Source organism: Sphingomonas sp. G-3-2-10, assembly GCF_012927115.1.
GTDB lineage: Bacteria > Pseudomonadota > Alphaproteobacteria > Sphingomonadales > Sphingomonadaceae > Sphingomonas.
In genome coordinates this window covers 1,675,016-1,701,575 of sequence record NZ_JABBFY010000001.1, presented here as the reverse complement: position 1 = coordinate 1,701,575, position 26,560 = coordinate 1,675,016, and the positions used below count along the sequence as shown (strand labels likewise).

At 66.7% G+C, this 26,560-nt stretch carries 26 protein-coding genes; 13 read left to right on the top strand and 13 right to left on the bottom strand.

Annotated elements, in window-relative coordinates; all coding sequences use genetic code 11:
• Positions 1-226 precede the first annotated feature (226 nt).
• The gene (locus HHL13_RS08435) at positions 227-1,018 is read left to right on the top strand and encodes an SDR family oxidoreductase (protein ID WP_169555244.1); all 792 of its coding nucleotides are present in this window, start codon (positions 227-229) and stop codon (positions 1,016-1,018) included.
• 25 nt (positions 1,019-1,043) lie between these two features.
• Here the strand turns inward: HHL13_RS08435 and HHL13_RS08430 are convergent, their stop codons facing one another.
• The gene (locus HHL13_RS08430; protein ID WP_169555243.1) at positions 1,044-1,400 is read right to left on the bottom strand and encodes a hypothetical protein; all 357 of its coding nucleotides are present in this window, start codon (positions 1,398-1,400) and stop codon (positions 1,044-1,046) included.
• 170 nt (positions 1,401-1,570) lie between these two features.
• Here HHL13_RS08430 and HHL13_RS08425 point away from each other — a divergent pair, with 170 nt between their 5' ends.
• A complete protein-coding gene (locus HHL13_RS08425; protein WP_346775521.1) occupies positions 1,571-1,843 on the top strand; it encodes a hypothetical protein in 273 nt (90 codons plus the stop codon).
• Positions 1,844-1,894: 51 nt separating this feature from the next.
• Here the strand turns inward: HHL13_RS08425 and HHL13_RS08420 are convergent, their stop codons facing one another.
• Together HHL13_RS08420 and HHL13_RS08415 are read right to left on the bottom strand one after the other, a co-directional pair.
• Positions 1,895-2,377, bottom strand: a complete 483-nt coding sequence (locus tag HHL13_RS08420; RefSeq protein WP_169555241.1) for a MarR family winged helix-turn-helix transcriptional regulator — start codon at positions 2,375-2,377, stop codon at positions 1,895-1,897.
• The gene (locus tag HHL13_RS08415; protein WP_169555240.1) at positions 2,377-3,645 is read right to left on the bottom strand and encodes an acetyl-CoA C-acetyltransferase; all 1,269 of its coding nucleotides are present in this window, start codon (positions 3,643-3,645) and stop codon (positions 2,377-2,379) included. Before HHL13_RS08415 ends, HHL13_RS08420 begins: the two co-directional genes overlap by 1 nt.
• Positions 3,646-3,889: 244 nt before the next feature.
• Here HHL13_RS08415 and HHL13_RS08410 point away from each other — a divergent pair, with 244 nt between their 5' ends.
• On the top strand, positions 3,890-5,560 hold the full coding sequence (locus HHL13_RS08410) for an MFS transporter (RefSeq protein ID WP_169555239.1): 1,671 nt from the start codon (positions 3,890-3,892) through the stop codon (positions 5,558-5,560).
• A 17-nt stretch (positions 5,561-5,577) separates the two neighbouring features.
• Positions 5,578-6,615: a dihydrodipicolinate reductase gene (locus tag HHL13_RS08405; protein WP_169555238.1), complete on the top strand. Its 1,038-nt coding sequence runs from the start codon at positions 5,578-5,580 to the stop codon at positions 6,613-6,615.
• A 23-nt stretch (positions 6,616-6,638) separates the two neighbouring features.
• Here the strand turns inward: HHL13_RS08405 and HHL13_RS08400 are convergent, their stop codons facing one another.
• Together HHL13_RS08400 and HHL13_RS08395 are read right to left on the bottom strand one after the other, a co-directional pair.
• Positions 6,639-7,454, bottom strand: coding sequence for an SDR family NAD(P)-dependent oxidoreductase (locus HHL13_RS08400; protein ID WP_169555237.1), 816 nt, complete (start codon positions 7,452-7,454; stop codon positions 6,639-6,641).
• Positions 7,451-8,698 (bottom strand): MFS transporter, encoded by a 1,248-nt coding sequence (locus HHL13_RS08395; RefSeq protein WP_169555236.1) that lies wholly within the window; start codon positions 8,696-8,698, stop codon positions 7,451-7,453. The genes HHL13_RS08400 and HHL13_RS08395 overlap by 4 nt, the downstream gene beginning before the upstream one ends.
• A 148-nt stretch (positions 8,699-8,846) precedes the next feature.
• On the opposite strand from HHL13_RS08395, the gene HHL13_RS08390 reads away from it, so the two are divergent.
• From HHL13_RS08390 to HHL13_RS08360, 7 genes are all read left to right on the top strand, one after another.
• The gene (locus tag HHL13_RS08390; protein WP_169555235.1) at positions 8,847-9,602 is read left to right on the top strand and encodes an SDR family NAD(P)-dependent oxidoreductase; all 756 of its coding nucleotides are present in this window, start codon (positions 8,847-8,849) and stop codon (positions 9,600-9,602) included.
• 24 nt (positions 9,603-9,626) lie between these two features.
• On the top strand, positions 9,627-10,961 hold the full coding sequence (locus tag HHL13_RS08385; RefSeq protein WP_169555234.1) for an MFS transporter: 1,335 nt from the start codon (positions 9,627-9,629) through the stop codon (positions 10,959-10,961).
• Between the two features lie 8 nt (positions 10,962-10,969).
• Positions 10,970-11,761, top strand: a complete 792-nt coding sequence (locus HHL13_RS08380; protein ID WP_346775520.1) for a phosphatase PAP2 family protein — start codon at positions 10,970-10,972, stop codon at positions 11,759-11,761.
• Complete coding sequence (locus HHL13_RS08375; RefSeq protein ID WP_169555233.1) at positions 11,758-12,411, top strand: carboxymuconolactone decarboxylase family protein; 654 nt, start codon at positions 11,758-11,760, stop codon at positions 12,409-12,411. The genes HHL13_RS08380 and HHL13_RS08375 overlap by 4 nt, the downstream gene beginning before the upstream one ends.
• A 107-nt stretch (positions 12,412-12,518) precedes the next feature.
• On the top strand, positions 12,519-12,749 hold the full coding sequence (locus HHL13_RS08370) for a lipoyl domain-containing protein (protein WP_169555232.1): 231 nt from the start codon (positions 12,519-12,521) through the stop codon (positions 12,747-12,749).
• Entirely contained in the window at positions 12,715-14,442 is a 1,728-nt protein-coding gene (locus tag HHL13_RS08365; RefSeq protein WP_346775519.1) for an FAD-dependent oxidoreductase, read from the top strand. The genes HHL13_RS08370 and HHL13_RS08365 overlap by 35 nt, the downstream gene beginning before the upstream one ends.
• Entirely contained in the window at positions 14,439-15,242 is an 804-nt protein-coding gene (locus tag HHL13_RS08360; protein WP_346775518.1) for an SDR family NAD(P)-dependent oxidoreductase, read from the top strand. Before HHL13_RS08365 ends, HHL13_RS08360 begins: the two co-directional genes overlap by 4 nt.
• On the opposite strand, the gene HHL13_RS08355 is transcribed toward HHL13_RS08360, so the two are convergent.
• A complete protein-coding gene (locus tag HHL13_RS08355) occupies positions 15,239-15,508 on the bottom strand; it encodes a hypothetical protein (protein ID WP_169555231.1) in 270 nt (89 codons plus the stop codon). The two genes, HHL13_RS08360 and HHL13_RS08355, sit on opposite strands and share 4 nt — an antisense overlap.
• Before the next feature lie 151 nt (positions 15,509-15,659).
• On the opposite strand from HHL13_RS08355, the gene HHL13_RS08350 reads away from it, so the two are divergent.
• Complete coding sequence (locus HHL13_RS08350; RefSeq protein WP_169555230.1) at positions 15,660-16,655, top strand: thiamine pyrophosphate-dependent dehydrogenase E1 component subunit alpha; 996 nt, start codon at positions 15,660-15,662, stop codon at positions 16,653-16,655.
• Positions 16,652-17,641 (top strand): alpha-ketoacid dehydrogenase subunit beta, encoded by a 990-nt coding sequence (locus HHL13_RS08345; RefSeq protein ID WP_169555229.1) that lies wholly within the window; start codon positions 16,652-16,654, stop codon positions 17,639-17,641. The genes HHL13_RS08350 and HHL13_RS08345 overlap by 4 nt, the downstream gene beginning before the upstream one ends.
• 136 nt (positions 17,642-17,777) lie before the next feature.
• On the opposite strand, the gene HHL13_RS08340 is transcribed toward HHL13_RS08345, so the two are convergent.
• The 7 genes from HHL13_RS08340 to HHL13_RS08310 all read right to left on the bottom strand — a co-directional run bounded on the left by HHL13_RS08340 (position 17,778) and on the right by HHL13_RS08310 (position 26,419).
• On the bottom strand, positions 17,778-19,892 hold the full coding sequence (locus HHL13_RS08340; RefSeq protein WP_169555228.1) for a PKD domain-containing protein: 2,115 nt from the start codon (positions 19,890-19,892) through the stop codon (positions 17,778-17,780).
• A 25-nt stretch (positions 19,893-19,917) separates the two neighbouring features.
• The gene (locus HHL13_RS08335; RefSeq protein ID WP_169555227.1) at positions 19,918-20,865 is read right to left on the bottom strand and encodes an acyl-CoA dehydrogenase family protein; all 948 of its coding nucleotides are present in this window, start codon (positions 20,863-20,865) and stop codon (positions 19,918-19,920) included.
• Positions 20,862-22,061 carry an acyl-CoA dehydrogenase family protein gene (locus HHL13_RS08330; RefSeq protein WP_169555226.1) on the bottom strand — a complete coding sequence of 400 codons (1,200 nt, stop codon included), beginning with the start codon at positions 22,059-22,061 and terminating at the stop codon, positions 20,862-20,864. The genes HHL13_RS08335 and HHL13_RS08330 overlap by 4 nt, the downstream gene beginning before the upstream one ends.
• A 73-nt stretch (positions 22,062-22,134) precedes the next feature.
• Positions 22,135-22,443 (bottom strand): non-heme iron oxygenase ferredoxin subunit, encoded by a 309-nt coding sequence (locus HHL13_RS08325; protein WP_169555225.1) that lies wholly within the window; start codon positions 22,441-22,443, stop codon positions 22,135-22,137.
• An 18-nt stretch (positions 22,444-22,461) separates the two neighbouring features.
• The gene (locus tag HHL13_RS08320) at positions 22,462-23,862 is read right to left on the bottom strand and encodes an aromatic ring-hydroxylating dioxygenase subunit alpha (protein WP_346775517.1); all 1,401 of its coding nucleotides are present in this window, start codon (positions 23,860-23,862) and stop codon (positions 22,462-22,464) included.
• Positions 23,863-23,957: 95 nt separating this feature from the next.
• On the bottom strand, positions 23,958-25,190 hold the full coding sequence (locus HHL13_RS08315; RefSeq protein ID WP_169555223.1) for an MFS transporter: 1,233 nt from the start codon (positions 25,188-25,190) through the stop codon (positions 23,958-23,960).
• A gap of 65 nt (positions 25,191-25,255) precedes the next feature.
• Positions 25,256-26,419 carry a CoA transferase gene (locus HHL13_RS08310; RefSeq protein ID WP_240953656.1) on the bottom strand — a complete coding sequence of 388 codons (1,164 nt, stop codon included), beginning with the start codon at positions 26,417-26,419 and terminating at the stop codon, positions 25,256-25,258.
• Positions 26,420-26,560: the final 141 nt, after the last annotated feature.

Below are 26,560 nucleotides of genomic sequence, written 5' to 3'. Positions count from 1 at the left end.
GCAACCATAGCCCCTGGCGCCACGCGGCGCCTTCAATTGGGGCAAAGCCTAGGAGCAGGTACGAACGCCGGAAACCCGGAAACGCGTGTCGCCCCAATGCTATCGCCGGTACGATGAGAGAGGGGTGCAAACGCCGCCGCGATATCCGTAATATCGCTTAGCCGACGCGTTGAGCGGCGGCGGATTCCGGCCGATAGCGGGACCGAACAGGAGAGGCACAGCCAGCATGAAGATCGACTCGTCACTGTCCGCCATCGTCACTGGCGGGGCTTCCGGCCTCGGCTTCGCCACCGTCCGCGCACTGCGCGCGGCGGGCGCGAAGGTTGCGATCTTCGATCTGAACGAAGAACTGGGCAGGCGGGTCGCGGAGGAACAGGGGGCGACCTTCGTCAAGGTCGACATCATGTCCGAGGAAAGCGCGCTGGCCGGGTTCGACGCCGCCCGCGCCGCCAATGGACAGGAGCAGGTGCTGGTCCATTGCGCGATGTTCGCCAAGGGCGGCAAGACGGTGAGCAAGGACAAGGAGACCGGCGGCTTCAAGCGCCTGTCGACCGAGGATTATGCGATCTCGGCACAGGGCATCCTGATCGCTTCCTATCGCATGGCGTCGATCTCGGCACTGGGGATGGCCGGGCTGGAGCCGGACGAGGATGGCGGTCGCGGCACGATCGTCCTGACCTCCAGCGCGGCGGCGCAGGACGGCCAGATCGGGCAGGTCGCCTATGGCTCGCTGAAAGCAGGCGTGAACGGCCTCGTCCTGCCGATGGCGCGCGATCTGATGGACCTTGGCATCCGGGTGAATTCGATCATGCCGGGCATCTTCGCCACGCCGCCGATGATGCGTTTCAAGGAGATCAACCCGGCGATGTGGGACGCGTTGAACGCCTCAGTCCCGTTCCCCAAGCGGCTGGGCAATCCCGACGAGTTCGCCAGCCTGGTGATGGAGCTGGTCCGCAACAGCTATATGAACGGCCAGACCTACCGCATCGACGGCGCGATCCGGATGCCGCCGCGCTGAGAGGCGGGCTTCCCTTTTCTTCTCCCTATGGGAGAGGGGCGTGACCGTCAGCGGCGAGGCGATCGAGCCAGGCCCGGGCCTGTTTTGGCTCGCCGACCGCCTGCGGACCCGGCTTGCCCCGCGAGGCGAGGAATTGCTGTTGTAGCTCGAACGGCTCCAGCCCGAGTTGCGCCCGCGCCTTGTCGATCGCTTCGCCGAGCTCGCTGAGATTGTCGATGACCGGCGCAATCGCGGCGCGCATCGTGCGGTCGCCAACATGGTCGAACAGGCCCCATTTGCCCGACGCCGTCGCGCGCAGGGCGGCGATCAGCGCGGCGGCATATTCCGCCTCAAGTTCCACACGGTGCGCATCGAGGCGTTCGAGACGATCAGCTTTGGCCATCGGGCGATGCTTAGCTCCGTGGCTTCCCGCGTCAATTTCCGTGGTTCGCGCCCGGCCGAGAATAAAAATGACACACCCTCACTTGACTCTCCGTCAGTAATCCCTAAACTAGGTTAGCAATTAAGAGGATGCCTGATGGATGCGATCCATCAGCTATTAGGAGTTCTCCCGTGAAGAAGACTTTCGCCCTGCTCGCCCTTGCCGTCGCCGCAGCCGTTCCGACCGTCGCCGTGGCCCAGAACGCCCCGGTCGCGACCGCGGGCAAGATGCTGTTCGACGCCGAGGGCAAGCGCGTCGCCGCCGTCTATCGCGTCTCGCCGGACGGCTCGGCGCAGGTGATGCTTTCGGGCAAGCTCGTGACCGTTCCCGCGTCGACTCTCAGCGTCGACGGCGGCAAGATCGTGACCAGCCTGACCCGCGCACAGATCGCTTCGACCCGCTGATCTCACGCGCTCCTCCGCGCGAAGACCTGAGCGTGGCCCGGCTGGTTCGGGTCACGCTCTTTTCTTTTGCGGCTCCGCCTCTTCCGATCCGCAATTGATGTTCGCGTAGAGCCGGTCGAGCAATTCGCTCAGCTGGTTCAACTCGGCTTCCTCGAAGCCGCGAAACGTATGTTCCTCCAGCCGCGCCGCGACCTTGCCGACCTTGTCGAGGATAGGCCGCGCCGCCGGGGTGAGCGACACGCACCAGGCCCGCTTGTCATCGGCCTTGGCCTGCCGCTCGAGCAGGCCTTCGGCGCACAATTTGTCGATCAGTCGCCCCGCCGCCGCTTCGGACATGTCGAGCGTTTCGGCGATGATCCGCTGCGTCGCGCCCGGTCGCCGTGCGACCACCGCGATCGCGGTCCATTGCGAGCGGGTGACTCCGAAACTCTCCAGGTCATTGTCGAACTGCTTGCGCAGCTGGCGCGCCATCACCGTCATCTTGGTCGAGATGTTGCGCTTGATGCTCGTCGGTTCGTCGAAGCCATGTCCCATCAGGGAAGCGCCTGTACCCGTTCGATGATGATCGCCGGAGCCATGCCGCCTGCCGCGCACATCGTGATCAGCGCATAGCGGCCGCCGGACCGCTCCAGTTCGTCGAGCGCGGTGCCGATCAGCACCGCCCCGGTCGCGCCGATCGGATGGCCCAGCGCGATCGATCCGCCGTTGATGTTGATCTTCGCGCGATCGATGCCGAGGTCGCGGATGAACTTCTCGACCACCACGGCAAAGGCTTCGTTGACTTCCCACACATCGATGTCGCCGATGCTCAGCCCGGCTTTCGCCAGCACCTTCCTCGCCGCCGGAACGGGTGCGTTGAGCATCAGCGTGGGATCGTCGCCGATATTGGCCATCGCCACGACGCGAGCACGCGGCTTCGCGCCGGTGCGCTTTATGTAATCCTCGGATGCGAGCAGGATCGCCGCCGCGCCATCGACCACGCCTGACGAAGTGCCCGCATGGTGCAGCGGCACGATGTCCACATCGGGATAGCGCTGCTTCACCAGCTCGCCGAAGGTCGGCCCGTCCTGCCGCGAGGGCATGTCCGCGAACATGCCGAAGGCGGGCTTGAGTTGCGAAAGCTGCTCAAGGGTCGTGTCGGGCCGCGGATATTCCTCATGATCGAGGATCACGCTGCCGTCGTCGGCCAGCACCGGCACGGTCGATTTGTCGAACCGCCCTTCGCGCATCGCTACGCCCGCGCGGCGCTGGCTCTCCAGCCCGAAAGCGTCGAGTTCCTCGCGGGTGATGCCCTCGATCGCGGCAATCGCATCGGCGGCGACGCCCTGATTGGTCTGGGGATGCTTTTCCTGCAGCCGGAGGTTGCCGGTGCCGATCCCGCCCGCCGATTTTACTCCGGCTTCGCGCAGGCTCATGCCATAGGCGGTGACGTGCGACATCATCTCGGTGCCGCCTGCGATCACCAGATCCTCCATGCCCGACATGATCTGTCCGGCGGCGAGGTTCGTCGCGGTGATGCCGCTGCCGCAGAAGCGGTCGAGCGTCACGCCCGACGCCTTCACGTCATAGCCCGCGTCGAGCGCCGCCATCCGGCCGAGGTCGCCGCCCTGCAATCCCATCTGCGCGCTGGTGCCCCAGATGATGTCGTCCACCTGTGCGGTGTCGAGGTCGTTGCGGTCCTTGATCGCCTTCAGCACCGTCGCCGCGACATGCTGCGGGTGCATCGTGGACAATGCGCCCTTGCCCAGCTTGCCGATGCTGCGGGGTGTACGGACGGCGTCGAGGATATAGGCTTCGGCCATGTCGGACTCTCGTCAAAATGCGTTCGGGCGACGCTATCGCATGCACGCCCGTCATGCCACAGAGGCGGCAATCGCGCGGGCGATCAATCGCCCGTCCGCGCCGCGCCGAAATCCCCGATCCTGCAGGTAAGCGAATGATTCACAAGCCTTTTGACCCAGATCATCGGTTCGCGGCCCGCGATGCATGCGGTTCCCTCGCTCGCGCGTTGCGGCATAGGATCGTGCGGAGCGAGGGAGCAGCCCGATGACGGGAGCAGCAGGAGAGGCAGGGGCGAAGCGCGTCGGCGCGTTCGAGCCGCTGCGCGTGCCGGTGTTCCGCCGCATCTGGTCGGCCAGCGTTGTCGCCAATTTCGGCCAGCTGATCCTGGGCGTCGCGGCGGCGTGGGAGATGACGCGGCTGACCCCCGATCCGGGCATGGTCGCGCTGGTGCAGACCGCGCTGATGCTGCCGCTGATGCTGGTCGCGGTGCCCGCCGGCGCGCTGGCCGACATGTTCGACCGCCGCAGGATCGCGATAACCGGCCTGTTCGTTTCGATTGCCTGTGCGGTGACGCTGACGCTGCTCGCGCGCGCCGGATATACTTCGCCCGCGATCCTGCTGGTCTTCTGCTTCCTGATCGGCACCGGCGTCGCGCTCTACACGCCCGCCTGGCAGGCCTCGATCCCCGAGCAGGTCGATACGCACCAGCTGCCCGCCGCGATCGCGATGGGCAGCATCAGCTACAATGTCGCGCGCAGCGTCGGGCCGGCGCTGGGCGGCCTGATCGTGCTGGCGGCCGGCGCGACGGCGGCGTTCGCGACCAATGCTGTCTGCTATCTGCCGCTGCTGCTGGCCTTTTTCCTCTGGCGGCGGCGGCATACCCCCTCGCGCCTGCCGCCCGAGCGGATCGACCGCGCGATCGTTTCCGGCGCGCGCTATGCGATCCATTCGGACCCGATCCGCACCGTGTTCATCCGCGCCTTCCTGTTCGGCGCGGTGGGCGCGACGACTACCGCGCTTGCGCCGCTGGTCGCGCGCGACCTGCTGCATGGCGACGCCAGCACCTATGGCCTGCTGCTCGGCGCAGGCGGCGTCGGCGCGGTGACGGGCGCGCTGATGGTCGGCCGGGTGCGCGACCTGCTGGGCACCGAGCGCGCGACGAAGCTGCTCGCGATCGTCTCGGGGCTGGCGCTGCTCGTCGTCGGGTTCAGCCATTCGCTGGTGCTGACCTGCCTCGCGCTGTTCGTCGCGGGCGGGGGCAACATTCTGACGATCGCGCTGTTCAACATCTCGGTCCAGCTCGCCGCACCGCGCTGGGTCACCGCGCGGGCGCTGTCGCTGTTTACCTCCGCGCTGACCGGGGGGATCGCGATCGGCGCCTGGGCATGGGGCGTGGCGGCGAGCGTCTGGTCGGTCGATACCGCGATCCTCGCTTCGGGCGTGGCGTTGCTGCTGCTGCCGCTCCTGTCGCTGCTGCTCCCGCTGCCCGAGGCCAATCATGGCGGAGTCGAGACGGTAGGTATCGGCAGCGAGCCGGAAGTGGCGCTGGCGCTCACCCTGCGCTCCGGCCCGATCGTGATCGAAGTCGATTATCGCGTCGATCCCGACGATGCCCGGGGCTTTTACGACGCGATGCTCAAGGTGCAGCGCGCGCGGTTGCGCAATGGCGGGTTCGACTGGTCGCTGTCGCGCGACATCGCCGATCCGACCTTGTGGACCGAACGCTATCACTGTCCGACCTGGAGCGATTATCTGCGCCTGCGCGATCGGCTGAGCCAGGCCGATATCGAGATCCAGCTGACCGCCGACGCCTATATATTGGCGGGCGAGGAAAAGCAGGTCCGCCGCCGTCTCGAACGGCCGTTCGGATCGGTGCGGTGGAAGCCGGATTCGCCCGATCCGCAGCAGGATACGATCGGTTACGTCACGCCATAAGAGCGAAGGGAGAGGGCATGGAGGGCAGGCGCTTGAGGGTGGTCCAGTGGGCGACCGGCAATATCGGCACCCGCTCGCTTCGTGCGGTGATCGAGCATCCGCAGATGGACCTGGCGGGGCTGTGGGTCAGCTCGGACGCCAAGCGAGGCAGGGACGCGGGAGAGCTGTGCGGCGCGCCGGCCACGGGCATCGCGGCGACCGGATCGCTCGACGACATCCTCGCGCTCCGGCCCGACTGCGTCCTCTATATGCGGCAGGGCACCGACCTCGACGAGCTTTGCGCGCTGCTGGAAGCGGGGGCGAACATCGTCACCACGCGCGGCGATTTCCATCATCCGCGGACGATGGACCCGGCAGTGCGGGATCGGGTCGAAGCGGCCTGCGCGCGGGGCGGGGCCTCGATCTACAGCACCGGGTCCAGCCCGGGCTTCTCGACCGAGGCGCTGGCGCTCCCCTTGCTGTCGCTGGCGCGGCGGCATGAGGGGATCACGATCGACGAATATGCCGACATGTCGAGCCGCAACTCGCCCGAGCTGCTCTTCCATATGATGGGCTTCGGCGCGCCGATCCGCGAGATGGATCAGCGCATGGCCGATCATATCAAGACCGATTTCGCGGCGTCGCTCGGTCAGCTTGCCGACGCGATCGGCTTGCCCTGCGACGGGTTCGATGCAGCGGGCGAACTGGCGATGGCGCGCAACCGGGTAGAGATCGCGGCGGGTGTCATCGAAGCCGGAACCGTGGGCGCGATGCGCATCACCGTTACCGGCCAGCGTGAGGGCAGGGCAGTCGTCCGCTTCCGCGCCAACTGGTATTGCACCACCGATATCGACGCCGACTGGCACCTGCGTGCCTCGGGCTGGAAGATCCGCACCGAGGGCGACACGCCGCTGGAAGTGGATATCGGCTTCCCGGTTGCGCCGGAGGATTATGCCGCGTTCACGCCGGGACTGACGGCGCACCGGGCGGTGAATGCGGTCCACGCGGTCTGCGCGGCGGCGCCGGGTATTCGCACGACGGCGGACTTGCCGCAGATCATCGCGCGGTTCTCTTGAATCCTCCCCTGCCAGGGGGAGGATTAATAGTCGGCGGTCAGCCTTTCGCTCACGTCCCACAACCGCCGGGCGGCATCGTCGTCAAGCGCGGCGGGGGAGGGGGCGATGGCTTCGCGGCGGTGGAAATAGAGGCCATTGCTCCGCCCCGGTTCGTCGGCGTTCGCCAGCCATACCAGGGTATCCGCGGCTTGCTCGGGCGTGTTCGCCTTATCGCGGATCGACTCCATGTACGCCTGCATCGGGCCGTCGCAGTGGCTGGCGAAATTGCTGTCCACCACGCCGGGATGCATCGCGTGCGACACTAGCCGGTCGCCGAACTGCCCCGCCAGCTCGCGTGCGAACAGCACATTCGCCAGCTTGGCATGACAATAGGCCGCGCCGCCGACGAACCCGTCCTCGAAGCCGAGATCGTCCCAGCGTATTGCGGGACAATGTTCGTGCCCGGTCGAGGAAACTGCGATCACCCGCGCGCCTTTGACGAAATACGGCATCAGCTTGCGGGTCAGCAGGAACGGCGCGAGATGGTTCGCCGCGAAGGTCGCTTCATGCCCTTCGGCCGTCACGATCCGATCGGCATAGACGCCGCCGGCATTGTTGAGCAGCGCGTCGATCCGGGGCGCCAGCGTTGCGATCTCGTCGGCCGCCCGCGCGACTTCGGCCAGCAGCGACAGGTCGGCGCGGACCATCGCGAAACCGTCTCCCAGTTCGGCTTCCGTGGCCGCGCATCGTGCGGCATCGCGGCCCACGCCGATCACGCGCCAGCCTTGCGCCAGCAGCGCCTTCGCCGCTGCCTTGCCGATCCCCGCGCTTGCGCCGGTGACCACCGCAGTCCGGCTCATGCCGCTGCCTCCGGATCGCGACCGAGCGTCAGGAACAGCGCGGCTCCGATTAGCGTCAGTACCGCGCACAGCAGCAGGAAGGGCGTGTAGCTGTCCCACCACTTCAGCGTGAGGCTGAGCAGCAGCGATCCGATCGCGAGCCCCGCGGCGGTCGCCGCGCCGACAAAGCCGAGCACGAGGCTGAACACCCCCAGCCCGAACCGTCGCGACACCAGATACGCGGCGATGTCTCCCTCCGCGCCCTGTGCCAGCCCCAGCACCACGACCGAAAGCAGCAGCACCGCTGTCGCATCGATGGGCGAGGCCAGCATCACCATGCCGATCGCCGGGACGCCCAGCGCCACCGCCGCCACCAGATAGGGCCGGTAGCGGTCCAGCGTCACGCCGCAAGCGAACCGCCCCACCACCACGCCGATTGCAAAGGCGGAGATCAGCCAGGTCGCGGCCTGCGCGCTCGCGCCGCTGTCGATCAGCACCAGCTTGATCTGATGCGAGAACAGGCTCTGGGGCACATTGACCAGCACCATCGCCGCCATCAGCACCCAGAAGGCGGGCATCCGCAGCAGCGCCTGTGTCGGGGCGACGGGGGAGGGGCCGTCGATCACGGGCGGAAATGCGACCGGCTCCAGCTCCACCGGCTCCGCCGTCACTTTCGCATGTGGCAGGCCCTTCGGTGTCAGCGCCACCGCGACCGATCCGAATACCAGGGACACGAACGCCAGCACGAGGCATGTCGCGCGCCATCCCTCCGCTTCGATCACCGCGCCCAGCACCGGCACCAGCAATGCGCCGGCCAGAGGCGGCCCGGTCATCACGATCGAGAAGGCAAGGCCGCGGGCCAAGTCGAACCGTTCGGCGACGATGCGCGACCAGACCGGCGTGGTGGTCAGCGTGCCGATCACGACCTGCATCAGCGTGATCGCGAAGAAGAGGCGGATATCGCCGCTCTGGAACGACAGCGCGGCATAGGGGATGGGGCTGGCCAGCACGCCCGCCATCGCGACGGTCCGCACCCCGAACCGGTCGGTGAGCCGTCCGGTGATCGGCTGCAGCACGATCATCAGCAGCGCGAAGCTGCCGATCAGCGCGAACTGCGCCCGGCTCCAGCCGAACTCGGCGATCAGCTTCGGCGCGAACAGTCCGGCAGTATAGGCGTTCAGCCCGATCCCCACGCCAAGACCCAGCGTCGCCGCCAGCAACGGTCTCCAATGGACCCGCAGCTCATCCCAATATGGCGACGCCATCACCTTCTCCCTGCCGGCGCTTCGAGCCGCCTTTTGTCCGGTCATAACAGGCTGGAGACGCCGGGCGTCAATCGCTCCGGCGCTATTCATGCCGCCCGGCTTTACCCCGCACGGCCAGGGTCACACCTTTCCCGAAAGGAGAGCGATCATGACGGGCATATTGGCGGGCAAGGTCGCGCTGGTCACCGGCGCATCCTCGGGAATCGGCGAAGCGGCTGCCCTCGCGCTGGCCGAAGCAGGCGCCGCCGTCGCGCTGTCGGCCCGCCGCGCCGAGCGTCTCGAAGGCCTCGTCGCGCGCATCGCCGCAGCCGGGGGCAGGGCAGTCGCAATCCCCGGCGATGTCTCGTCCGAAGCCGATGCGACCGCTGCCGTCGAGGAGACCATCGCCCGGCTGGGCCGCATCGACATCCTCGTCAATTCGGCGGGCGTCATTCAGGCGGGCGGTGTCGAGAGCCTGCCGCTCGACGAATGGCGCCGGGTGATCGACATCAATTTGCTCGGCACGCTCTATACCTGCAAGGCGGCGATCGGCCCGATGAAGGCACAGGGATCGGGCGACATCATCAACATCTCGTCCACCGCCGGACGGCGGGCCGCCGGGATATTCGGTCCCTATTCGACCAGCAAGTTCGGGCTGACCGGCCTGACCGAAGGGCTGCGGCAGGAAGTCGGCGGCGCGGGGATTCGCGTCAGCATCGTCGAACCCGGCGCGACGGCGACCGAAGTCGCGGGCGGGATCAGCGATCCCACGATGCGCGCGGCAATGAGCCAGCACGTCGCAAAGGACGGCGCGATGCAGCCCGAGGACATCGCTTCGGCGATCCTTTTCATCGCCGCGCTCCCGCCGCGTGTGAACGTCTCGCAGATGCTGATACGCCCGACCATCGACACGGCGGCCATGTAGCCCCGCGCGAGGAGAGGAACGATCATGAGCGACGCCCAAGTCAGTTCTCCGGGCGAGAAGCTGCCCGGCATGGCCTATCGGTCGTGGTTCCTGTTCGTGATGATCCTCGTATCGGCATCGGTGATGGCCGAACGCTATATGATGTCGGTGCTGGTCGAGCCGATCCGCCGCGATCTGGGCCTCAGCGACACGCAGCTCGGCATGGTCAAGGACCTTGCGATCACGGCGGTCTATGTGCTGGCGGTCATCCCCGTTGCGCGCCTTGCCGACCGTCATTCGAAGCGCAAGATCATCGCCGCCGCCGCGGTCGTCTGGGGCATCGCGGTGATGATCTGCGGCCTTGCCAGGAATTTCTGGATTCTCCTGATCGGCCGCGCCGGCATCGGCCTTGGCGAAGGCAGCTTCACTGCGCCGTCCCAGGCGTGGGTCGCCGATATCTTCCCGCCGAAGCAGCGCGCCACCGCGTTGGCCATCTTCCTGCTCGGCGCGTCGCTCGGAATGCTGATCGGCCCGGCGCTGGGCGGCTGGGCGGGGAAGGAATTCGGCTGGCGCAACGCGATGCTGCTGGCCGGCATTCCCAGCCTGATCCTCGCGCCGATTGTCTGGTTCACCCTGCGCGATCCGCGTCCCGGCCTTGCCGACGGCTTTTCGGGTGAAGTGAAGCCGACCCCGTTCCGCGACGCGGTGCGCGAACTGCTCGCGATCCGCACCTTGCCGCTGCTGATCGGCGCGGCCGCGCTCAACACGGTGATGACCGCCGGGATGATCGGCTGGGCGCCTGCCTTTATGGAGCGCACCCACGGTATCCCCGCGCACGTCACCGGCCTGCAGATGGGCGGCGCATTGTTCCTCGGATCGGTGATCGGCCACACGGTCGGCGGGCCGCTGAGCGACCTGCTCGGGCGGTGGGACAAGCGCTGGTACGTCTGGACGATGATGATCAGTGGCGCGCTGGCCACGGGCCTCGGCTATATCATCCTCACCGGACCGGCCGACAATGTGTTCCCGCTGTTCGGCCTGCAGATGCTGATCGGCGGCATCTCCGCCGCGCCGATGATGTGGACCGTCACCGCGCTCGCCCCGGTCCATTCGCGCGCCACCGCCGTCGCGCTGCTGATGGTCACCATCTACGTGATCGGCATGGGCGCGGGGCCGGTGCTGATCGGCTTGCTCAGCGACCTGCTCAACCCGGTTTATGGTGAGCAATCGCTGGGCGTCGCCATGCGCTGGGCGCTGATCGTCGGCGTGCCGAGCACATTGCTGAGCTGGCTGGCCGGTCGCACCTGCCGCGCCGATTTCGGCGATGCCGAAACGCGGATGGACGGCGATCGCGGCACGTCCGCTCCGGCATTTCATTGAGAGGTCCCGTGATCCGTATTTTTCTGATTGCCGCAGCCCTGACCGCAGCCGTTCCGGCACTCTCGCAGCAGGCCGCGCCCGCGCCGCGGATGGAGAAAGGCTATCTCGATCCCGCTCCGGTCCCCGCCATGCTCGGCCTGACTCCGCCGCCGCCTGCGTCCGGCTCGCCGGCCGAGGCGCGGGATATCGAAGGCGCCCGCACCGCGCTCGCGCTGCGGGGCACGCCGCGCTGGTCGCTGGCGACGTCGGATGCCGATCTGTTCGGCCCCGGCGCGACCGGTGCGCTGTCCTGTGCGGCTGGCATCGATATCGGCCGGGCAAGCACGCCGTTGCTCGATCGCCTGTTGCGCCGGACCATCGCCGATTTCGGCCTTTCGGGCAGCGTCGCGAAGCGCACCTATGCGCGCCCGCGTCCGTTCATGGTCAACGAGCAGCCCAGCTGTACGCCCGATTGGGAACCGATGCTCCGTCGCGACGGCTCCTATCCCTCGGGCCACAGCGCGATCGGTTTCGGCTGGTCGATGATCCTTGCCGAGCTGCTGCCCGATCGCGCGGCCCTGCTCATCGCGCGGGGCAGGGCGTTCGGCGACAGCCGCCGCATCTGCAACGCGCACTGGCTGAGCGATGTCGAGGAAGGCCGCGTCACCGCGACGGTCGCGCTCGCCCGGCTCCACGCTGATCCTGCCTTCACCGCCGATCTCGCTGCTGCCCGCGTCGAGGCGCGCAGCGCCAAACCACCGGTTCGCGATTGCGCTGTCGAAGCCGCCGCGCTCGAACCTGCCAACGGAGCCTCCAAATGAGCGACATCAAGCCCCGCATCCTCCCGCTGCCGCGTAGCGAGTGGACGGACGATGCGCGCGAAGTCTTCGCCTTCTGGGGCGAGCCCAATGCGTGGGAGGAAGGGTCGAAGACCAATGTGATGATGGTGCTCGCCAATCACCCGGCGATGACCCAGCCTTACAATATCTGGTCGAAGCATCTGCTGATGGGCAACACGCTCGGCACGCGCTTCCTCGAACTCATCATCCTGCGCGTCGCGTGGCGGGTGAAGTCGGCGTACGAATGGCACAACCATGTCGGCTATGGCCTGAACGCCGGGCTGACCCTCGAGGAGATCGGCGCGATCCGCGACTTTCCCGATGGCGGCGACTGGAACGAGCAGGACGCCGCCGTGCTTCGTTCGGTCGACGAACTGATCGCCGATGGCAATCTGAGCGACGCGACCTGGGCGACGCTCTCCGGCTATTTCGACACGCGCCAGATGATGGATCTGGTCATGTCGGTCGGCCATTATGTCATGACCAGCTGGGGGCTGTCGGCGTTCGGCGTGCAGATCGAGGGCGGGGCGGACCAGATCGGCTTCGATCTGAAGACCAAGTCGGGGCGCATCCCCGGCAAGACCTACAAGCCCGGCGAGACCGAGGACTGGACCGACACGCGGGGGTATTGAGCCGGGATGCCATCGCGCGGGTGATATGCGGGGCGCGGGGATTGTCCCGCTTCGGCGGCGCGATACTCACGGTGGAAAGTACAATCGCCATCCCGAAGGATCGACTCATGGCCACCGAAATCCTGCTTCCCAAGATCGGCTTCTCGATGACCGAAGGCGAGATCGCCGAATGGCTGGCCGAGGATGGATCGGAAGTCACCGAGGGCCAGCCGCTCTACCTGCTCGAAGCCGACAAGTCGGCCAACGAAGTCGAAGCCCCGGCCAGCGGCATCCTGCGCATTCTCGCCCCGGCGGGCGAGACCTATGAAGTCGGCACGGTCCTCGGCACGATCGGCTGAGCGGGCGATGGGCGGGTTCGACGAGCATTTCGACTGGGTCGTCGTCGGCAGCGGCGCGGGATCGATGGCCTCGGCGCTGGTGATGCGCACGGCGGGAAAGTCGGTCCTCGTGCTCGAGAAAGAACCGTTCCTCGGCGGCACCACCGCCAAATCGGGCGGCGTCATCTGGGTGCCGAACAATCGCTTCATGCGCGAAGCGGGCGACCCGGACAGCGCCGAAGCCGCGATCACCTATCTCGACGCGCTGGCGGAGAAGGAAGGCGGCGACACGCCGGGCTCAACGCGCGAGAAGCGGCTGGCCTATGTCGATCAGGCGTCGCGCATGGTCGACTTCCTGGTCGGCCGGGGCGTCGCGCTGGAACGCGCTTCGGACTTCTGGCCCGATTATTATGACGCGCTGCCCGGCGGCTGCAAAACCAGCCGGACGGTCACCGCCGCGCCTTTCGACAAGAAGGAACTGGGCGCGTGGGCGAAGAAACTGCGCAAGGGGTTCGCGGAGTTTCCGGTGCGCCTGAACGACGCGATGAAGCTCAACTATATCCGCCGCGATCCCGCGCTGAAAAAGGCGCAGACGCGGGTAATCCTGCGCACCATCTGGACGCGGTTGAAGGGCCAGCATTACGTCACTGCGGGCGCGGCATTGCAGGGGCGGATGCTCAAGGCATCGCTGGCGGCGGGCGTCGAGTTCCGCACCGACAGCCCGGTTTCCGAATTGATCCTGGAGGATGGCAAGGTCACCGGCGTCGTCGTGTCGCATGAGGGCAAGTCCCGCCGTATCGGCGCGGGGCTCGGCGTCCTGATCAATGCCGGCGGCTTCGCGCAGAACCAGACGATGCGCGATCGCTACATGCCCGGCACCCGCGCCGAATGGTCGCAGACGCCCGAAGGCGATACCGGCGAGATGCTGGTCGAGATGGAGCGGATCGGCGGCGTGCTCGCGCAGATGGACCAGATGGTCGGCTATCAGACCACGCCCGCACCTGGATGGGAGAAAATGTACGTCACCCCGCCGGGACAGGGCCTGACGGGCAAGCCGCACGCGATCCTCGTCGATCAGTCGGGCGAGCGCTACATGAACGAAGGCGGCTCGTACGAGCTCTATTGCGAGACGATGCTGAAGCGGAACGCCAGCGTCCCCGCGGTGCCGAGCTGGGCGATCCTCGATGCGCAATATGTCGCGACGTACAAGGTCGCCGACAAATGGATCGACAAGAAGATTCCCGCCGGCTGGATCGAGCAGGGCTATCTCCACAAGGCCGATACAATCGAGGCGCTGGCCGCACTCATCGGCATCAAGCCCGCCGCGCTGGCGGCGACGGTCACACGCTGGAACGGCTTCGTCGCGGCGGGCGAGGATGCCGATTTCCACCGCGGCGAGACCGCGTACGACGCTTGGCTCGGCGACCCGTACCACGGCCCCAACCGCGCACTCGGCACGATCGAAAAGGGACCCTTCTACGCCGTCCCCGTCGTCCCCGGCGACGTCAGCACCTATGGCGGCGCGGTCACCGACGCACAGGGCCGGGTGGTGGACGCCGACGGCAATCCGATCGTGGGCCTCTATGCGACGGGCGTCTCGACCGCATCAGTGATGGGCACCAGCTACCCCGGCGCAGGCGCCAGCATCGGCCCGTCGCTGACCTTCGGCTACATCGCCGCGAAGCACGCGGCAGGGCTGGGCAACCAGGTGTGACCGAGTTCGCCGCGCGCTATGGTTCATGGGCGGTGGTGACCGGCGCCTCAGAAGGCACTGGCCGCGCGTTCGCTCGGGCGCTGGCTGCAAAAGGTATCGCCTCGATCCTTGTCGCCCGCCGGGAAGCGCCGCTGGCCGCGCTGGCCGACGAGATCCGGGCAGAGTTCGGTATTGATTGCGTGCACGCCACGATCGATCTCGCCGCACCCGATGCGATCGACCGGATCGCCGAAGCCACAGGCGATCGCGAGGTCGGGCTGTTCATCAGCAATGCCGGGGCCGATCCCAACGGCGCGCGCTTCCTCGATCGCGATATCGGCGTCTGGCTCGACTTGATCCGGCGCAACGACCTGACGATGCTCGGCTGCGTCCATCATTTCGCCCGCCCAATGCGGGATCGCGGGCGCGGCGGGATCCTGCTGGTCAATTCGGGCGCATGCTATGGCGGCTCGCGCTTCATGGCCGCCTATTCGGCGAGCAAGGCCTTCACTCTGACCTTCGCGGAGGGACTGTGGGACGAATTGCGCGAACATGGCGTCGATGTGCTGACTTTGGTGATGGGCATGACCGACACGCCCGCACTCCGCGCCCTGCTCGGCGAAAAGGACCTGCCGGTTCCCGACGGCATTGCCCGACCTGAGGATGTCGCGGCGCTGGGATTGGAACGATTGTCGCATGGCCCGGTGCTCAACTGGGGACTTGAGGACGAAGCACCCGCCTTCGGGCTGACGTCGGCGGCGGACCGCCGGAAGCGCGCTATCGCGATCGGCGCAGCCAGCGCTCGCGTATTCGGGGACTAACCCTCGAACTTCGCCGGTCGCGACAGCAGATACGGCAATTCCGGCGATGCGATCTTCGACTGGTGTCCGTTCGCGTGGATCAGCGTCACGCGTCCCACGCCGGGCGAGGAAACCACGCCCACCACCGTCTCTACCCAATCGTGCAGCGCAGCGCGCATGAAGCTCAGATCGTCGCCAGCGGTGCTGGCTTCGCCCGCGCTTTCCAGCTCTGCTTCCAGCGCGACCACGCGGTTCGCGGCTTCGTCGACGGGCTTGTTCTCGGTCATCCCGCGATTGCTATTCGAATGCCCCGGAAAGTCACCAAAACACCCCCAGATCCCGCAAAATATCGCCGTGGCGCGATTGGGCGGGTTCGATTGACCTGACCCCGCCCGCCCTCGAAAATCGCGGGAACGACAAACCGAATTCGAGGATGCAATGGCAGAGCTGAGCAATGCGCCGGCGCCGACCGGGGAGCAGCTGGTAGATATCTACCGCCGCATGATCCGGATCGAGCGCAACGACGAGGCGATCCGCAAGACCGTCCGGCTGGGGCGGCTGACCATGCCCTATTATTCGGCGCGCGGTCAGGAAGTGATCCCGTCGGCCATCTCGTCGCTGCTCAACCCCGACGACCAGATCTGCACCATCTATCGCGGCATCCACGATATGGTCGCGAAGGACATGCCGCTGCGCCCGCTCTGGGCCGAGATCGCCGGCCGGATCGACGGCACCTGCAAAGGCAAGGGCGGGCCGATGCACCTGACCCATCCGCCCAGCGGGGTGATGGTCACCACCGGCGTGGTCGGATCGTCGATGCCGATCGCCAACGGCCTTGCCTGGGCCGCGAAGCTCGACGGCAGCAAGCGCGTCGCGATCGCCTATTTCGGCGACGGCGCGTCGAACATCGGCGCGTTCCACGAGAGCCTGAACCTGGCGTCGGTGTGGAAGCTGCCGGTGATCTTCGTGTGCCAGAATAACGGCTTCGCCGAGCATACGCGGTACGAGAATGCGACTTCGGTCGACCAGATTTCGAAGCGTGCGGCGGGCTATGGGATGCCGGGCTATACGGTGGACGGTAACGACCCCGAAGCGATGTTCGCCGCCGCCCATAGCGCGATCGCCCGCGCCCGGAACGGGGAGGGTCCGACCCTGCTCGAATGCAAGACCTTCCGCTTCCACGGCCACGTGCTGGGCGACGACGATTTCTACATGACGAAGGAAGAGAAGGAGGCGGCGATGGCCAAGGATCCGCTGCCCGCGTTCCGCGCGAAGCTGATCGCCGATGGTCATGCGACCGAAGCGCAGCTCGATCGGCTCCAGTCCGATATCGAAGCCGAGATCGCCGACGCGCAGGAATTCGGCCTGAACAGTCCCTTCCCGAGCGCCGACGAACTGCGCCGCGATGTCTTTGCCGAGGAGATTCCGGCATGAGCGAGATGGTCAAGATGAACGCCATCCAGGCGATCAACGCTGCGATGTTCGAAGCGATGGAAGCCGATCCGAAGGTGCTGGTGCTCGGCGAGGACATCGCCGATCGCGAAGGCGGCGGCGTGACCGGGACGATGCGCGGGCTTTCCAGCAAGTTCGGTACCGATCGCGTCTGCACCACGCCGATCTCCGAACAGGCGATCATCGGCGCGGCGATCGGCGCGGCGATCAACGGCTACAAGCCGGTGGCGGAGATCATGCTGATGAACTTCACCACCGTCGCGATGGACATGATCTTCAACCATGCGGCCAAGCTGCGCTTCATGTCCGGCGGGCAGACCAGCGTGCCGATGGTGATCCGCACCCTGACCGGCGCGGGCTGGCAGACCGCCGGCCAGCATGCCGATCATCTCGAGGGGTGGTTCGCTCATGCCGCGGGGATCAAGGTCGTCTGCCCGTCGAACCCGGCGGACTATAAGGGCCTGCTGCTCGGCGCGATCGCCGATCCCGATCCGGTGCTGTTCGTCGAGACCGGCGGGACTTTGTTCATTCCGGGCGATGTGCCCGCCGATCAGGGTGCGATTCCGCTGGGCAAGGCCAAGGTCGTGCAGGAAGGCAGCGACGTCACGATCATCAGCTATTCGACGATGGTGATGCGTTGCCAGATGGCGCTGGCGGGGCTGGCCGAAGCCGGCATCTCGGCCGAGATCATCGATCTGCGCACCATATCGCCCTGGGATCGCGAAGCCGTGCTCGCGTCGGTCGCCAAGACCGGCCGTGCGCTGATCGTCCATGAGGCGATCCGCAATTTCGGCCCCGGTGCGGAAATCGCCGCGACCATCAACGAGGAATTGTTCGGGCAATTGAAGGCGCCGGTGCGGCGTCTGGGCGGGCCTTACTCGCCGGTGCCCTTCTCGAAGCCGCTCGAGGATGCGTTCGTGACTTCGCCCGAAGCGATCGTCGAGACGGTGAAGGGCATGATGGGTTAACCTCGTCTCAAATACCGACCGTCACCCCGGCCTTGTGCCGGGGGCCACTGTGCAGCGTGCGCTGGGCAAGAGGCTCTTGCTTCTCCCCCAGCCGCCTGGTGGACCCCGGCACAAGGCCGGGGTGACGAAGACGGGATTACTTCACCACTACCCGAACCCGCCCGAGATTCTGGATGCGGGCATAGGGCGTCATGCGATTGCCCTGCCGTTGGGACGCGACCCGCAATGCGGGGAAATAGGTGCCGGGCTTCGTGAAGCGATAGGTGGTGCGGATCGTCACGCGGTCTCCCGGCACGATCCGCGACTTCACCGCGAACTTGCCGCTGCCGTCGAAATCCCATTCGGCCGAGACCAGCTTGCCCGTGCCCGCCGGTACCTCGACCGTGGCCGCGAAATTCACCGTCTGACCGGCCGCAACATCGGCACGGATTCCGCCATTGGCAGTCACATTCGCCACCGGCTGGATGCCGTGCCGCGCCTTGCCGGTCGCGGGCACGATCACTTGCCCGTCGACGATCCGGTAGCTGGTGCTGGCCGGCGGAGCGACGCCCTTCTCGACCCATAGCGACAGGTCGCGCAGCGCCTGATGCAGCACGCCGAGATAGCTGACGGTGCGCGTCGGATCTTCCTGACCCGCATCGTCGCCGTGCAGCGCGTGATCGGTCATCCACACGCGGAAGTTCGCGCCGCCGCCTGCGGCTTCGACCCGCTGGCGATACCAGTCGGCCTGCCACGGCATCGCTTCGCGATCCCACAGCGATTCGACCAGGATCATCTTGCCGCTGAACTTGCCGGTCATCGGCGGCTGGCCGAACGGCTTGCCCGTGGTCGCCGCGGTGAACAGCGGGCCGAGCAGGAACGCCCGCTGCGGATAGCGGGGCTTGCCGTCGCTCCCACGAAACTGGTCCCACATCGGATAGCCGGCATCGGGCGCGGGCACCTGATGCCAGTGATAGGTCTCCGCCGCGAGGAAGTTGCTGTTGTCGACCTGTACCGTGTCGCCGGCCTTGATCTTCGCCGCGACATCGGCCTCCGCCACGCCGAGGATCACCACATCGCCCGCGATCCGCGCGACGGTCAGCCGCTTTCCCTTGGCCTCGCCATCGATCACAATCAGGTCCCCGCCGAGGAAGAACATCGCCGGCGGCGCATTCGTCAGCCGATAGGCGACCACGCGCTCGGCCTCGGCGCCCTGCAGCGCGCCGAACGCGGTATCCACGCCGCCGAAGCGGATGCCGTTGACCACGCTGGTGTTCAGGCCCGTTCGCTGTGCCTCGCCCAGCGTGATCGACGTCGCCACCGTCGTCTTGTGCTGCATCCGGGCGCCTTCGAACGACTTCGGGTCGTCGTGGCCGAGATAGCCGGGCTTGGTCCAGAAATCGGTGAAATAGCCCGCGTCGGCCATCAGCATCCCGCCATAGAGCGCGGCGAAGCCGTGGATGCCCATCGTCTTGTACCCGAACCATGACGGCGCGGGGAAACCCATCGCTGTCACTTCGCGCAGCACCGATGCCTCCTCCGGTGTCAGCCCGGCATAGGGATCGCCGCTGCCGCCCGGCTCGACCGCGTCGAGGATTTGCGGGAACTTGGCGTCGAGGATGCGCATCGCCCGCATCCGCACCGTGAACATGTTGGGTGGGGCCATTGGCGATCCGAGCACATAGGGGACGACGCCGTCCCACACGCCCTGCGTATTCTCGATCGCGCCCACGGTGCGGAACCCGCCGCCGCTGCCGCCGAACGCATAGCCATAGGGCCGCTTCCCGCCGTACATCTTCTGCGCGACCACCCGTGAATAGCGCGCCGCGGCGGCATTGGCGCGATAGGCCGAGATGGTGAAGTCGTTCGGCTTGCCCGGCGCGCCGACCATGTTGCGCCCGCCGCCATTGGTCTCGACGAAATAGGCGCCGGAATCGATCGCGAAGCCGATCTTGTTCTCCTCGCCCGCAGGCATTTGCTGCGCGAGGTTCTCGCTGTCGGGCACGGGGGTGATATGCTGGAAGAACCGGCCCCGATAGCGCGCCTTTTCGGGGAAGTAGAAGGAGAAGCGGGCCTCGGTTCCCCTGAACCCGCCGTGGACGTAGCGGTGCCGCACCGGCCCGTCGCGCCATTCGTCCACGTCGATATAGGGTTCGCGGAACATCGCATCTTCCGCGCCAGCCGTGGCCGGAGCCGCTTGCTGCGCCGGCGCCTGTGCCGGGAGGGCAGCGGCCAGCGCCGCCAGGCCAGTGATCACCGCTACCCGCTTCATTCCGCTCTCCTCGTTCGTCCCGCGATCAGGCGAATGCCCGTGCGAGCTTTTCTCTTCCCGCCGCCGCTTCCCGGCGATCGGCATCGCCCCCCAGCGCGGCGTTCAGCGTCGCGCGCTTGAGGAACAAATGGCAGTGATGCTCCATCGTCAGACCGATGCCGCCGTGGAGCTGCACGGCTTCCTCGGCGATGGCGCGATAAACGGTCGTGGCATGCGCCTTCAGCGCGCCGATCTCGACAAGCGACGCTTGGCCTGCCGCACGTGCGCGGAACAGCGCATCGGCAGCGGCAAGCTGGGTCTTCATGTCCGCGACGCGATGCTTCAGCGCCTGGAACAGCGCCAGCGGGCGATCGAACTGCCGCCGGGTCTTCAGATAGTCGATCGTCAGGGTCAGGATCGCGTCCGCGCCGCCCAGCGAATCCCCGGCCAGCGCCAGCAGCATCAGCCGTTCGATACGCTCGGCCAGTGCGTCGGCCGCCGATCCTTCCGCCAGCACGATCCGGTCGTCCGAGGGGGCCACGTCGAACAGCCGCCGCGTCCGGTCCCATGTTTCGCGCGGGGTGATCGTCGCGCCGTCGAGCGGGACCAGCGCCACGCGGCCCGGCTCGGCCACCAGCATATGGCTGGCCCGGTCGGCATCGGGGACGCAGGTGAGGGTCCCGTCGGCCGCGAGCGAAGCGGTCATCACGTCGCCGGCCATCGCGCGATCGAGCAATTCTGCGGGCGCATCGCTGCCGGCCAGCGCTTCGATCGCCATCATCTGTGCGATCGCCGGTCCCGATACGAGCGCGCGGCCCAGTTCGACATGGATCGCGCCGACGGCTTCGCCGCCAAGGCCCAGTCCGCCGCGCGCGTCGGGGACTGCGGCCATCAACAGGCCCATGTCGGCGATCATCGACCAGCGGTCCTCGGCAAGCGCGCCTTCGAATGCCTTGCGTGCGGCTTCTTCCAGCTCGGTGCGGGTCAGGGTCATGCCGCCGCTCCCACGGTCCAGCCCTTGGGCTCGCGCGGCATTCCCAGCAGGCGTTCGGCGATGATGTTGCGCTGAACCTCGTCGCTGCCGCCTGCGATGGTCCAGGCATAGCTGTTCATGAAATCGGCCATCCAGTTGCCGGTCTCCATGCCGCCACCGAACACGATCGGTTCATGATATTGCGCGCCGATCCCGCCCAGCCGGACGCCCAGATCGGTGAAGGCGCGCAGGGTGCGCGAATAGGTGAGCTTGACCAGCGACGCGTCGCCCACGCGCTCCTCGCCCGCGATGCGATTGGCGAGGAACTGGTCGGCGATGGCGACGGCCGCATCGATCTTGGTCGCCAGCCGTCCGAAATCGCGCAGCACGCCCGCATCCTCCTCGCGTCCGCTCGCACGGATCAGGTCGGCGATGCGCCACTGGCTGCCGCGCATCCGCGCGCTCAACTCCATCAGCGTCAACCCGCGCTCGGAGGAGAGGGTGGATTGCGCCACGGCCCAGCCTTGGCCTTCCTCGCCCAGCCTGTCGGCGACCGGCACTTCGACGTCGTCGAGAAAGACTTCGGCGAATTCCTCGTCGCCGTGAATCTGGTGGATCGGGCGGACGGTGACGCCCTTCGCCTTCAGGTCGAGCAGGAGGTAGGTGAGCCCGGCCTGCTTCGCGCCTTCGCTGCTGGTGCGCACCAGCAACAGGCATTTGTCGGCGAACTGGCCCATCGTCGACCAGAGCTTCTGCCCGTTGACGACATAGACGTCTCCGCGCCGTTCGGCCCGGCATCGCAGCGCGGCGAGATCCGATCCGGCATTGGGCTCGGAGAAGCCCTGGCACCAGATTTCACCCTGAAGGATGCGCGGGATGTAATGCGCCTGTTGCGCCGCGCTGCCCCATTCGAACAGGGTGCTGGCGGCGTGATAGGTCGACATGAACGACAGCAGCAGGCGAGGGGTGTCGGCCCGCGCCAGCTCTTCGTAGATCACCTTCTGCTCGGCGAGAGTCCGTCCGCCGCCGGGCCATTCGGCCGGCCAGTGGGGCACGGCATATCCGCCCTCGGCCAGCTTCGCGAACCAGCCGCGCTGGGTGTCGAGAAACGCGGCATGGCCGGTGCAGGCCGCGCGCCAGTCCTTCGGCGCGTTCGCTTCCAGCCAGTCGCGAACCTCGCGCCGCAGCGATTCCAGTGGCTCGGTTCCCTTGTCCATTCCGCCACCTGCGCCCGCCCCGACGCCCCGCGCAAGGCAGCCCGCGACATATCGGCAAGGCGATGGAAGGGCCTCAGATGGCGACTTCGATCCGCTCGCCCATCACCCGCACTTCAAACGTTGCGACCGCTCGATCGGTCGGCCCGCTGATAGGCTCGCCGCTTTCCAGATCGAACCGCGCGCCATGCGCCGGGCACATGATCCAGCCGCGCTTCACCCGCCCGCAATCGAGCGGCTGTTCGGCGTGCGAGCAGCGGTTCTCGATCGCGAAGAAGCGTCCCTCGCTGTGGCAGATCAGGATCGCCTGTCCGCCGGTCGTCACCGCTATCGCGCCGTCCTCCGGCACGTCCGCCACGCCCGCGACATCGACGAAATCAGCCATGCGAAACCGCCGCCGCCGTCAGAATTCGAACTCGAAAATCTTCCCGTCGAAATTGCCGCCCAGCATGTTGGTCGCCCCGGCCAGCTTGTCGGCGGGTACGCCCTTCAGATGGCCGTCGATGATCCGGTTATAGTTGCTGATCAGCCCCTCGATATCCTTCGAAAGCCGCATGAACTCGAACCCGTCGGCATGCAGGCCCTTTTGCTGGATCGGGATGTTCGCATAATCCTGACGCGGGATCGGCGGGAACTGGTCGCTGTCATAGGGGAGCATTACCGGCTCCTTGGGCGATTCATGCTCGGCGCCCTCGGCGACATGGGTCAGCGACCAGAGTTCGAAGATGCACGTCTCCGGTCCCAGCGGGCGGATGCGATAGCTCGACATCGAGCTGAACATCGGCAGCAGGAAATAGTGCGGGAAGATGAACTCGACCGCGTGGATCGGGTCCGACACCGCGACCGCGTTCAGGTCCGGCACGTCCTCCCCGCGCGCGCGGAGCTGCTCGGTGATCTGGTGGTTCACCGCGCCGAACCAGTGCATGATCGCCATCTGCGGATCCTCGACCTGGATGTCGGTGATCTGGCTGGCGATCTCGACTTCCTTGGCGTGGACCATGCCCGCCATGCCGTCGCTCAGCAGCCCCAGATGCTTGATCTGCGCGGCGATATTGCCCTTCACGTCGAGGTTCGGATTGATCGGAACGCCGATCCCGCCGGTGTCCATGCCGTACATCGAATTGTAGAGCATCGGCGCTGCCTGCTGCAGCTGCGGATGGGTGCGCATCACGTGATAGCCTTCCATGAAGGCTTCCATCGCGATCTTCCAGTTGGCGGGCAGCACGGTGGCATACCACCATTCGGCCTTCAGCTTGCTCGCGCCATGCGCTTCCAGCCGGTCGACCACCGGGCCGATCGTCTCGCGGAACGACGGGGCGTCCTTGTCGAAATTGATGAAAGCGCAGCCCAAAGCCGTCTCCACCCGGCATTCGCGCAGGGCCAGATCGGCCGAATCTAGCTGATCCTCGCTGAACATATGGCGGCCATAGACGAAGGTGTTCTGCCCCTCGCTGTTCCAGCGCCAGCCGTGGAAGGGGCAGATGAAGCCCTGGGTCTTGCAGTTGCCGTGCCCGCCTTCGGCCGCGAACGGCACGCCGCGATGGCGGCAGGCATTGTGGAACGCCTTCACCCCATCCTTGGTGTTCACGACGATCACCGATTTGCCGAGGATCGAATATTCCACCCAGTCGCCAAGGTTGGGAATCTGCTCCAGCCGGCACGCCATCTGCCAGACATGCGGCCACAGATTGTCGGCCTCGGCCTTGAAGAATGCCTCGTCGTAATAGCGTTTCGTCGGGATGCGCTCGGGGTTGGTCACCTCGAACGGAACCGAACGGCGCGCCGCCTTCACATCCTCTGCCACAGCCTGCCTCGTTGATCGTGCCTTATGGCCGCGCAGCCTATCGGACACGGGGCCACCGGCAAGGCGATGACGGGCGCGGCGGCCCATTCATCGCCCTAACGATGTGCGTCGAACGCCGGCCTGGGCAGCGTGGCCACGGCAAGGCTGCTCGCGACCATGAAGGCGATGGTGATCCACAGGAACAGCTCGTAATTGCCGAAGCGATCGAAGATCATCGATGCGCCCATCGGCCCGAGCGCGGTTCCGATCGACAGTGCCGCGAGCAGCCCGCCATAGAGCGCGCCGAAGCTCTTCAGCCCGAAATGGCGGGTGGTGAGATAGACGATCACGTCCACCTCCGCGCCGAGGGTGAGGCCGATCAGGCACGCGGCAACCGTCGCCGCCGAAGCGTCCTGACCCGCCGCCAGCAGCAGCACGCACGCGCCGACCGGCAGCAGGAAGGCGACCGCGCCGACCAGCGATCCGCGGAACCGGTCGAGCATGATCCCGGTGGTCAGCCGCCCGACGATCGAGAAGATGCCGATCAGCGAGGCGAGTCCCGCCGCGGCGAACTTGTCGAAGCCGTTGCCGGTCAGGATCGGCACGAAATGCACCAGCAGCGCGACCATCGTGAAGGTGAACAACAGGCTGGCCAGCAGCAGACGGAGATAGATGGACGAGCGCAGCCCTTCGAAGAAGCTGGTGCCGGTCGAATATTGCTCGCCGCGCGCTTCGGCGGGGCCCGAGCCGCGCTTCTTGTCGTGCGCGCCGCGGAAGAAGAGGAAGATCACCGGAAAGGCGATCGCTGCCCAGATCGCCGCCTGCGCCGCCATCGCGCTCCGCCAGCCATAGACCGAGATCAGTTTGGTGCCGAGCCAGGGGAACAATGCCGCCGCGACCGACGCACCGCACAGGGTGACCGCGAACGCCAGCCCGCGCGATGCTTCGAAGCGCGACGCCACGGCGCTGGTCCAGATCGTCGCCTGCACCGGCATCGTCGCCAGCGCGACGAAGGCCCACAGCATATACCAGTTCGCCGCTTCGCCGGTGGCGGTGCCGATCATCGCGAAGCCGCCGGCGGTCAGCAGCACGCCGAACAGCCCGAAATAGCGCGACCCCATCCGATCGACGGCGAGGCCGATCGGGATGCTGAAGAGCGCCTGGATGATGGTGGCGAGGGTGATGCCGATCGTCGTCTGCGTGCGCGACCAGCCGAATTCCTCGCTGATCGGGCCGATATAGGGGCCGAGGCCATAGATATGGATGACGCTGGTGGCGTAGCCCAGCGCCGCCGCGATCGGCAGCATGTAATGGAGCCGCCATTCGGTCACGGCCTTGCTGGTCGCCATTCGATCATCCCCTCCGGTTTGCGGCTGTTATGCCGCTTTGTCCGTACAAAGCAAACGAGCGGCGCTCAGTTTTTGGTGATTTCTGCCAGCACCGCGTCGGTATCCGCGCCCAGCGCCGGTGCACTGCCCGTGATCTTGCCCGGCGTGCGCGAGAACCAGGTCGGGATGCCGGGGAAGCGAACCTTGCCGTGCGGCGACTCCACCGTCTCGAAGAAACCGGCTTCGTTGAGATGCGGGTTCTCGAACAGCTCGTCGGGCGTCCGCAGCGGCGCGGCGGGGATGCCGAGCCGGCCGAGCAGTTCGAGCCATTCGGCGGTGGTCCGCTCGAGGAAGGTTTCGGCGAGCAGGCCGTAGATATGGTTGATCTGCTTCGCCCGCGCTTCGAGCTTCGCATAGTCGGGCGTGGCCCATGCGGGCTTCACCGCATCGACGAACAGCGCCCAATGCTTGTCGTTGTAGATCAGCGCGGCGACATGCCCGTCCTTCGTCCGGTATGGCTTGCGATTGGACGAGACCGCGCGGGGATAGTGGGCGGCGCTCAAGGGCGGATCGAACAGCGCGCCATTGGCGTGCTCGACCAGCATGAACGACGCCATCGTCTCGAACATCGCGACTTCGACTTCCTGTCCCTCGCCGGTGCGCTCGCGGTGGAACAGCGCCATCATCGTGGCATAGACGGCGGTGAGCCCCGCGACCTTGTCGGCGACGATCGCGCCGACGAAATTCGCTTCGCCGGTCAGCATCTGCTGCACGGCGGGCAGGCCGCATTCGGCCTGGATCGTGTCGTCATAGGCTGGCTGGTCGCGATACGGCCCGCGATGCCCGTAGCCGTAGCAATTGGTATAGACGATGTCGGGCTTGATCGCCGCGACCGAGGCATAGTCGAAGCCGAGCTTCGCGATCGCCTTGGCCCGCATGGCATGGATGAAGATATCCGCCCCGGCGATGAGTTCGCGCAGCGTCGCCTTGCCCGCGTCGCTTTGCAGGTCGAGCACCACGCTGCGCTTGCCGCGATTCACGTTGACGAACACGCCGGCGAGCCCCGGGGCGGGCGCGACCGAGATATAGCGCGTGGCGTCGCCAGCGGGCGGCTCGATCTTGATCACGTCGGCGCCCATGTCGGCCATGATCTGCGTCGAATAGGGGCCCATCACCATGCTGGTGAGATCGATCACCCGCACGCCCGCCAACGGTCCCTGACCCACGCCGCCCATCGCAATTCTCCACATTTCCGGAGCGTGGCCTAGCCCGGCTCGCTGCGCGATGCTATCCGTATTTTCGTTCATTGAACGTATATCGGTACAAATCCCGTTGTGTGGGGGCCAAGTGGCTGCTACCGCCGATGCGTCGTTGGACCGCAGCCGGGGCAT

What these genes read in the sequence shown, in the direction of transcription:
- HHL13_RS08435 (WP_169555244.1), top strand. Translation starts at nt 227, where the DNA reads ATGAAGATCGACTCGTCACTGTCCGCCATCGTCACTGGCGGGGCTTCC.
- HHL13_RS08430 (WP_169555243.1), bottom strand. Translation starts at nt 1,400, where the DNA reads ATGGCCAAAGCTGATCGTCTCGAACGCCTCGATGCGCACCGTGTGGAA.
- HHL13_RS08420 (WP_169555241.1), bottom strand. Translation starts at nt 2,377, where the DNA reads ATGGGACATGGCTTCGACGAACCGACGAGCATCAAGCGCAACATCTCG.
- HHL13_RS08415 (WP_169555240.1), bottom strand. Translation starts at nt 3,645, where the DNA reads ATGGCCGAAGCCTATATCCTCGACGCCGTCCGTACACCCCGCAGCATC.
- HHL13_RS08410 (WP_169555239.1), top strand. Translation starts at nt 3,890, where the DNA reads ATGACGGGAGCAGCAGGAGAGGCAGGGGCGAAGCGCGTCGGCGCGTTC.
- HHL13_RS08405 (WP_169555238.1), top strand. Translation starts at nt 5,578, where the DNA reads ATGGAGGGCAGGCGCTTGAGGGTGGTCCAGTGGGCGACCGGCAATATC.
- HHL13_RS08400 (WP_169555237.1), bottom strand. Translation starts at nt 7,454, where the DNA reads ATGAGCCGGACTGCGGTGGTCACCGGCGCAAGCGCGGGGATCGGCAAG.
- HHL13_RS08395 (WP_169555236.1), bottom strand. Translation starts at nt 8,698, where the DNA reads ATGGCGTCGCCATATTGGGATGAGCTGCGGGTCCATTGGAGACCGTTG.
- HHL13_RS08390 (WP_169555235.1), top strand. Translation starts at nt 8,847, where the DNA reads ATGACGGGCATATTGGCGGGCAAGGTCGCGCTGGTCACCGGCGCATCC.
- HHL13_RS08385 (WP_169555234.1), top strand. Translation starts at nt 9,627, where the DNA reads ATGAGCGACGCCCAAGTCAGTTCTCCGGGCGAGAAGCTGCCCGGCATG.
- HHL13_RS08375 (WP_169555233.1), top strand. Translation starts at nt 11,758, where the DNA reads ATGAGCGACATCAAGCCCCGCATCCTCCCGCTGCCGCGTAGCGAGTGG.
- HHL13_RS08370 (WP_169555232.1), top strand. Translation starts at nt 12,519, where the DNA reads ATGGCCACCGAAATCCTGCTTCCCAAGATCGGCTTCTCGATGACCGAA.
- HHL13_RS08365 (WP_346775519.1), top strand. Translation starts at nt 12,715, where the DNA reads ATGAAGTCGGCACGGTCCTCGGCACGATCGGCTGAGCGGGCGATGGGC.
- HHL13_RS08355 (WP_169555231.1), bottom strand. Translation starts at nt 15,508, where the DNA reads ATGACCGAGAACAAGCCCGTCGACGAAGCCGCGAACCGCGTGGTCGCG.
- HHL13_RS08350 (WP_169555230.1), top strand. Translation starts at nt 15,660, where the DNA reads ATGGCAGAGCTGAGCAATGCGCCGGCGCCGACCGGGGAGCAGCTGGTA.
- HHL13_RS08345 (WP_169555229.1), top strand. Translation starts at nt 16,652, where the DNA reads ATGAGCGAGATGGTCAAGATGAACGCCATCCAGGCGATCAACGCTGCG.
- HHL13_RS08340 (WP_169555228.1), bottom strand. Translation starts at nt 19,892, where the DNA reads ATGAAGCGGGTAGCGGTGATCACTGGCCTGGCGGCGCTGGCCGCTGCC.
- HHL13_RS08335 (WP_169555227.1), bottom strand. Translation starts at nt 20,865, where the DNA reads ATGACCCTGACCCGCACCGAGCTGGAAGAAGCCGCACGCAAGGCATTC.
- HHL13_RS08330 (WP_169555226.1), bottom strand. Translation starts at nt 22,061, where the DNA reads ATGGACAAGGGAACCGAGCCACTGGAATCGCTGCGGCGCGAGGTTCGC.
- HHL13_RS08325 (WP_169555225.1), bottom strand. Translation starts at nt 22,443, where the DNA reads ATGGCTGATTTCGTCGATGTCGCGGGCGTGGCGGACGTGCCGGAGGAC.
- HHL13_RS08315 (WP_169555223.1), bottom strand. Translation starts at nt 25,190, where the DNA reads ATGGCGACCAGCAAGGCCGTGACCGAATGGCGGCTCCATTACATGCTG.
- HHL13_RS08310 (WP_240953656.1), bottom strand. Translation starts at nt 26,419, where the DNA reads ATGTGGAGAATTGCGATGGGCGGCGTGGGTCAGGGACCGTTGGCGGGC.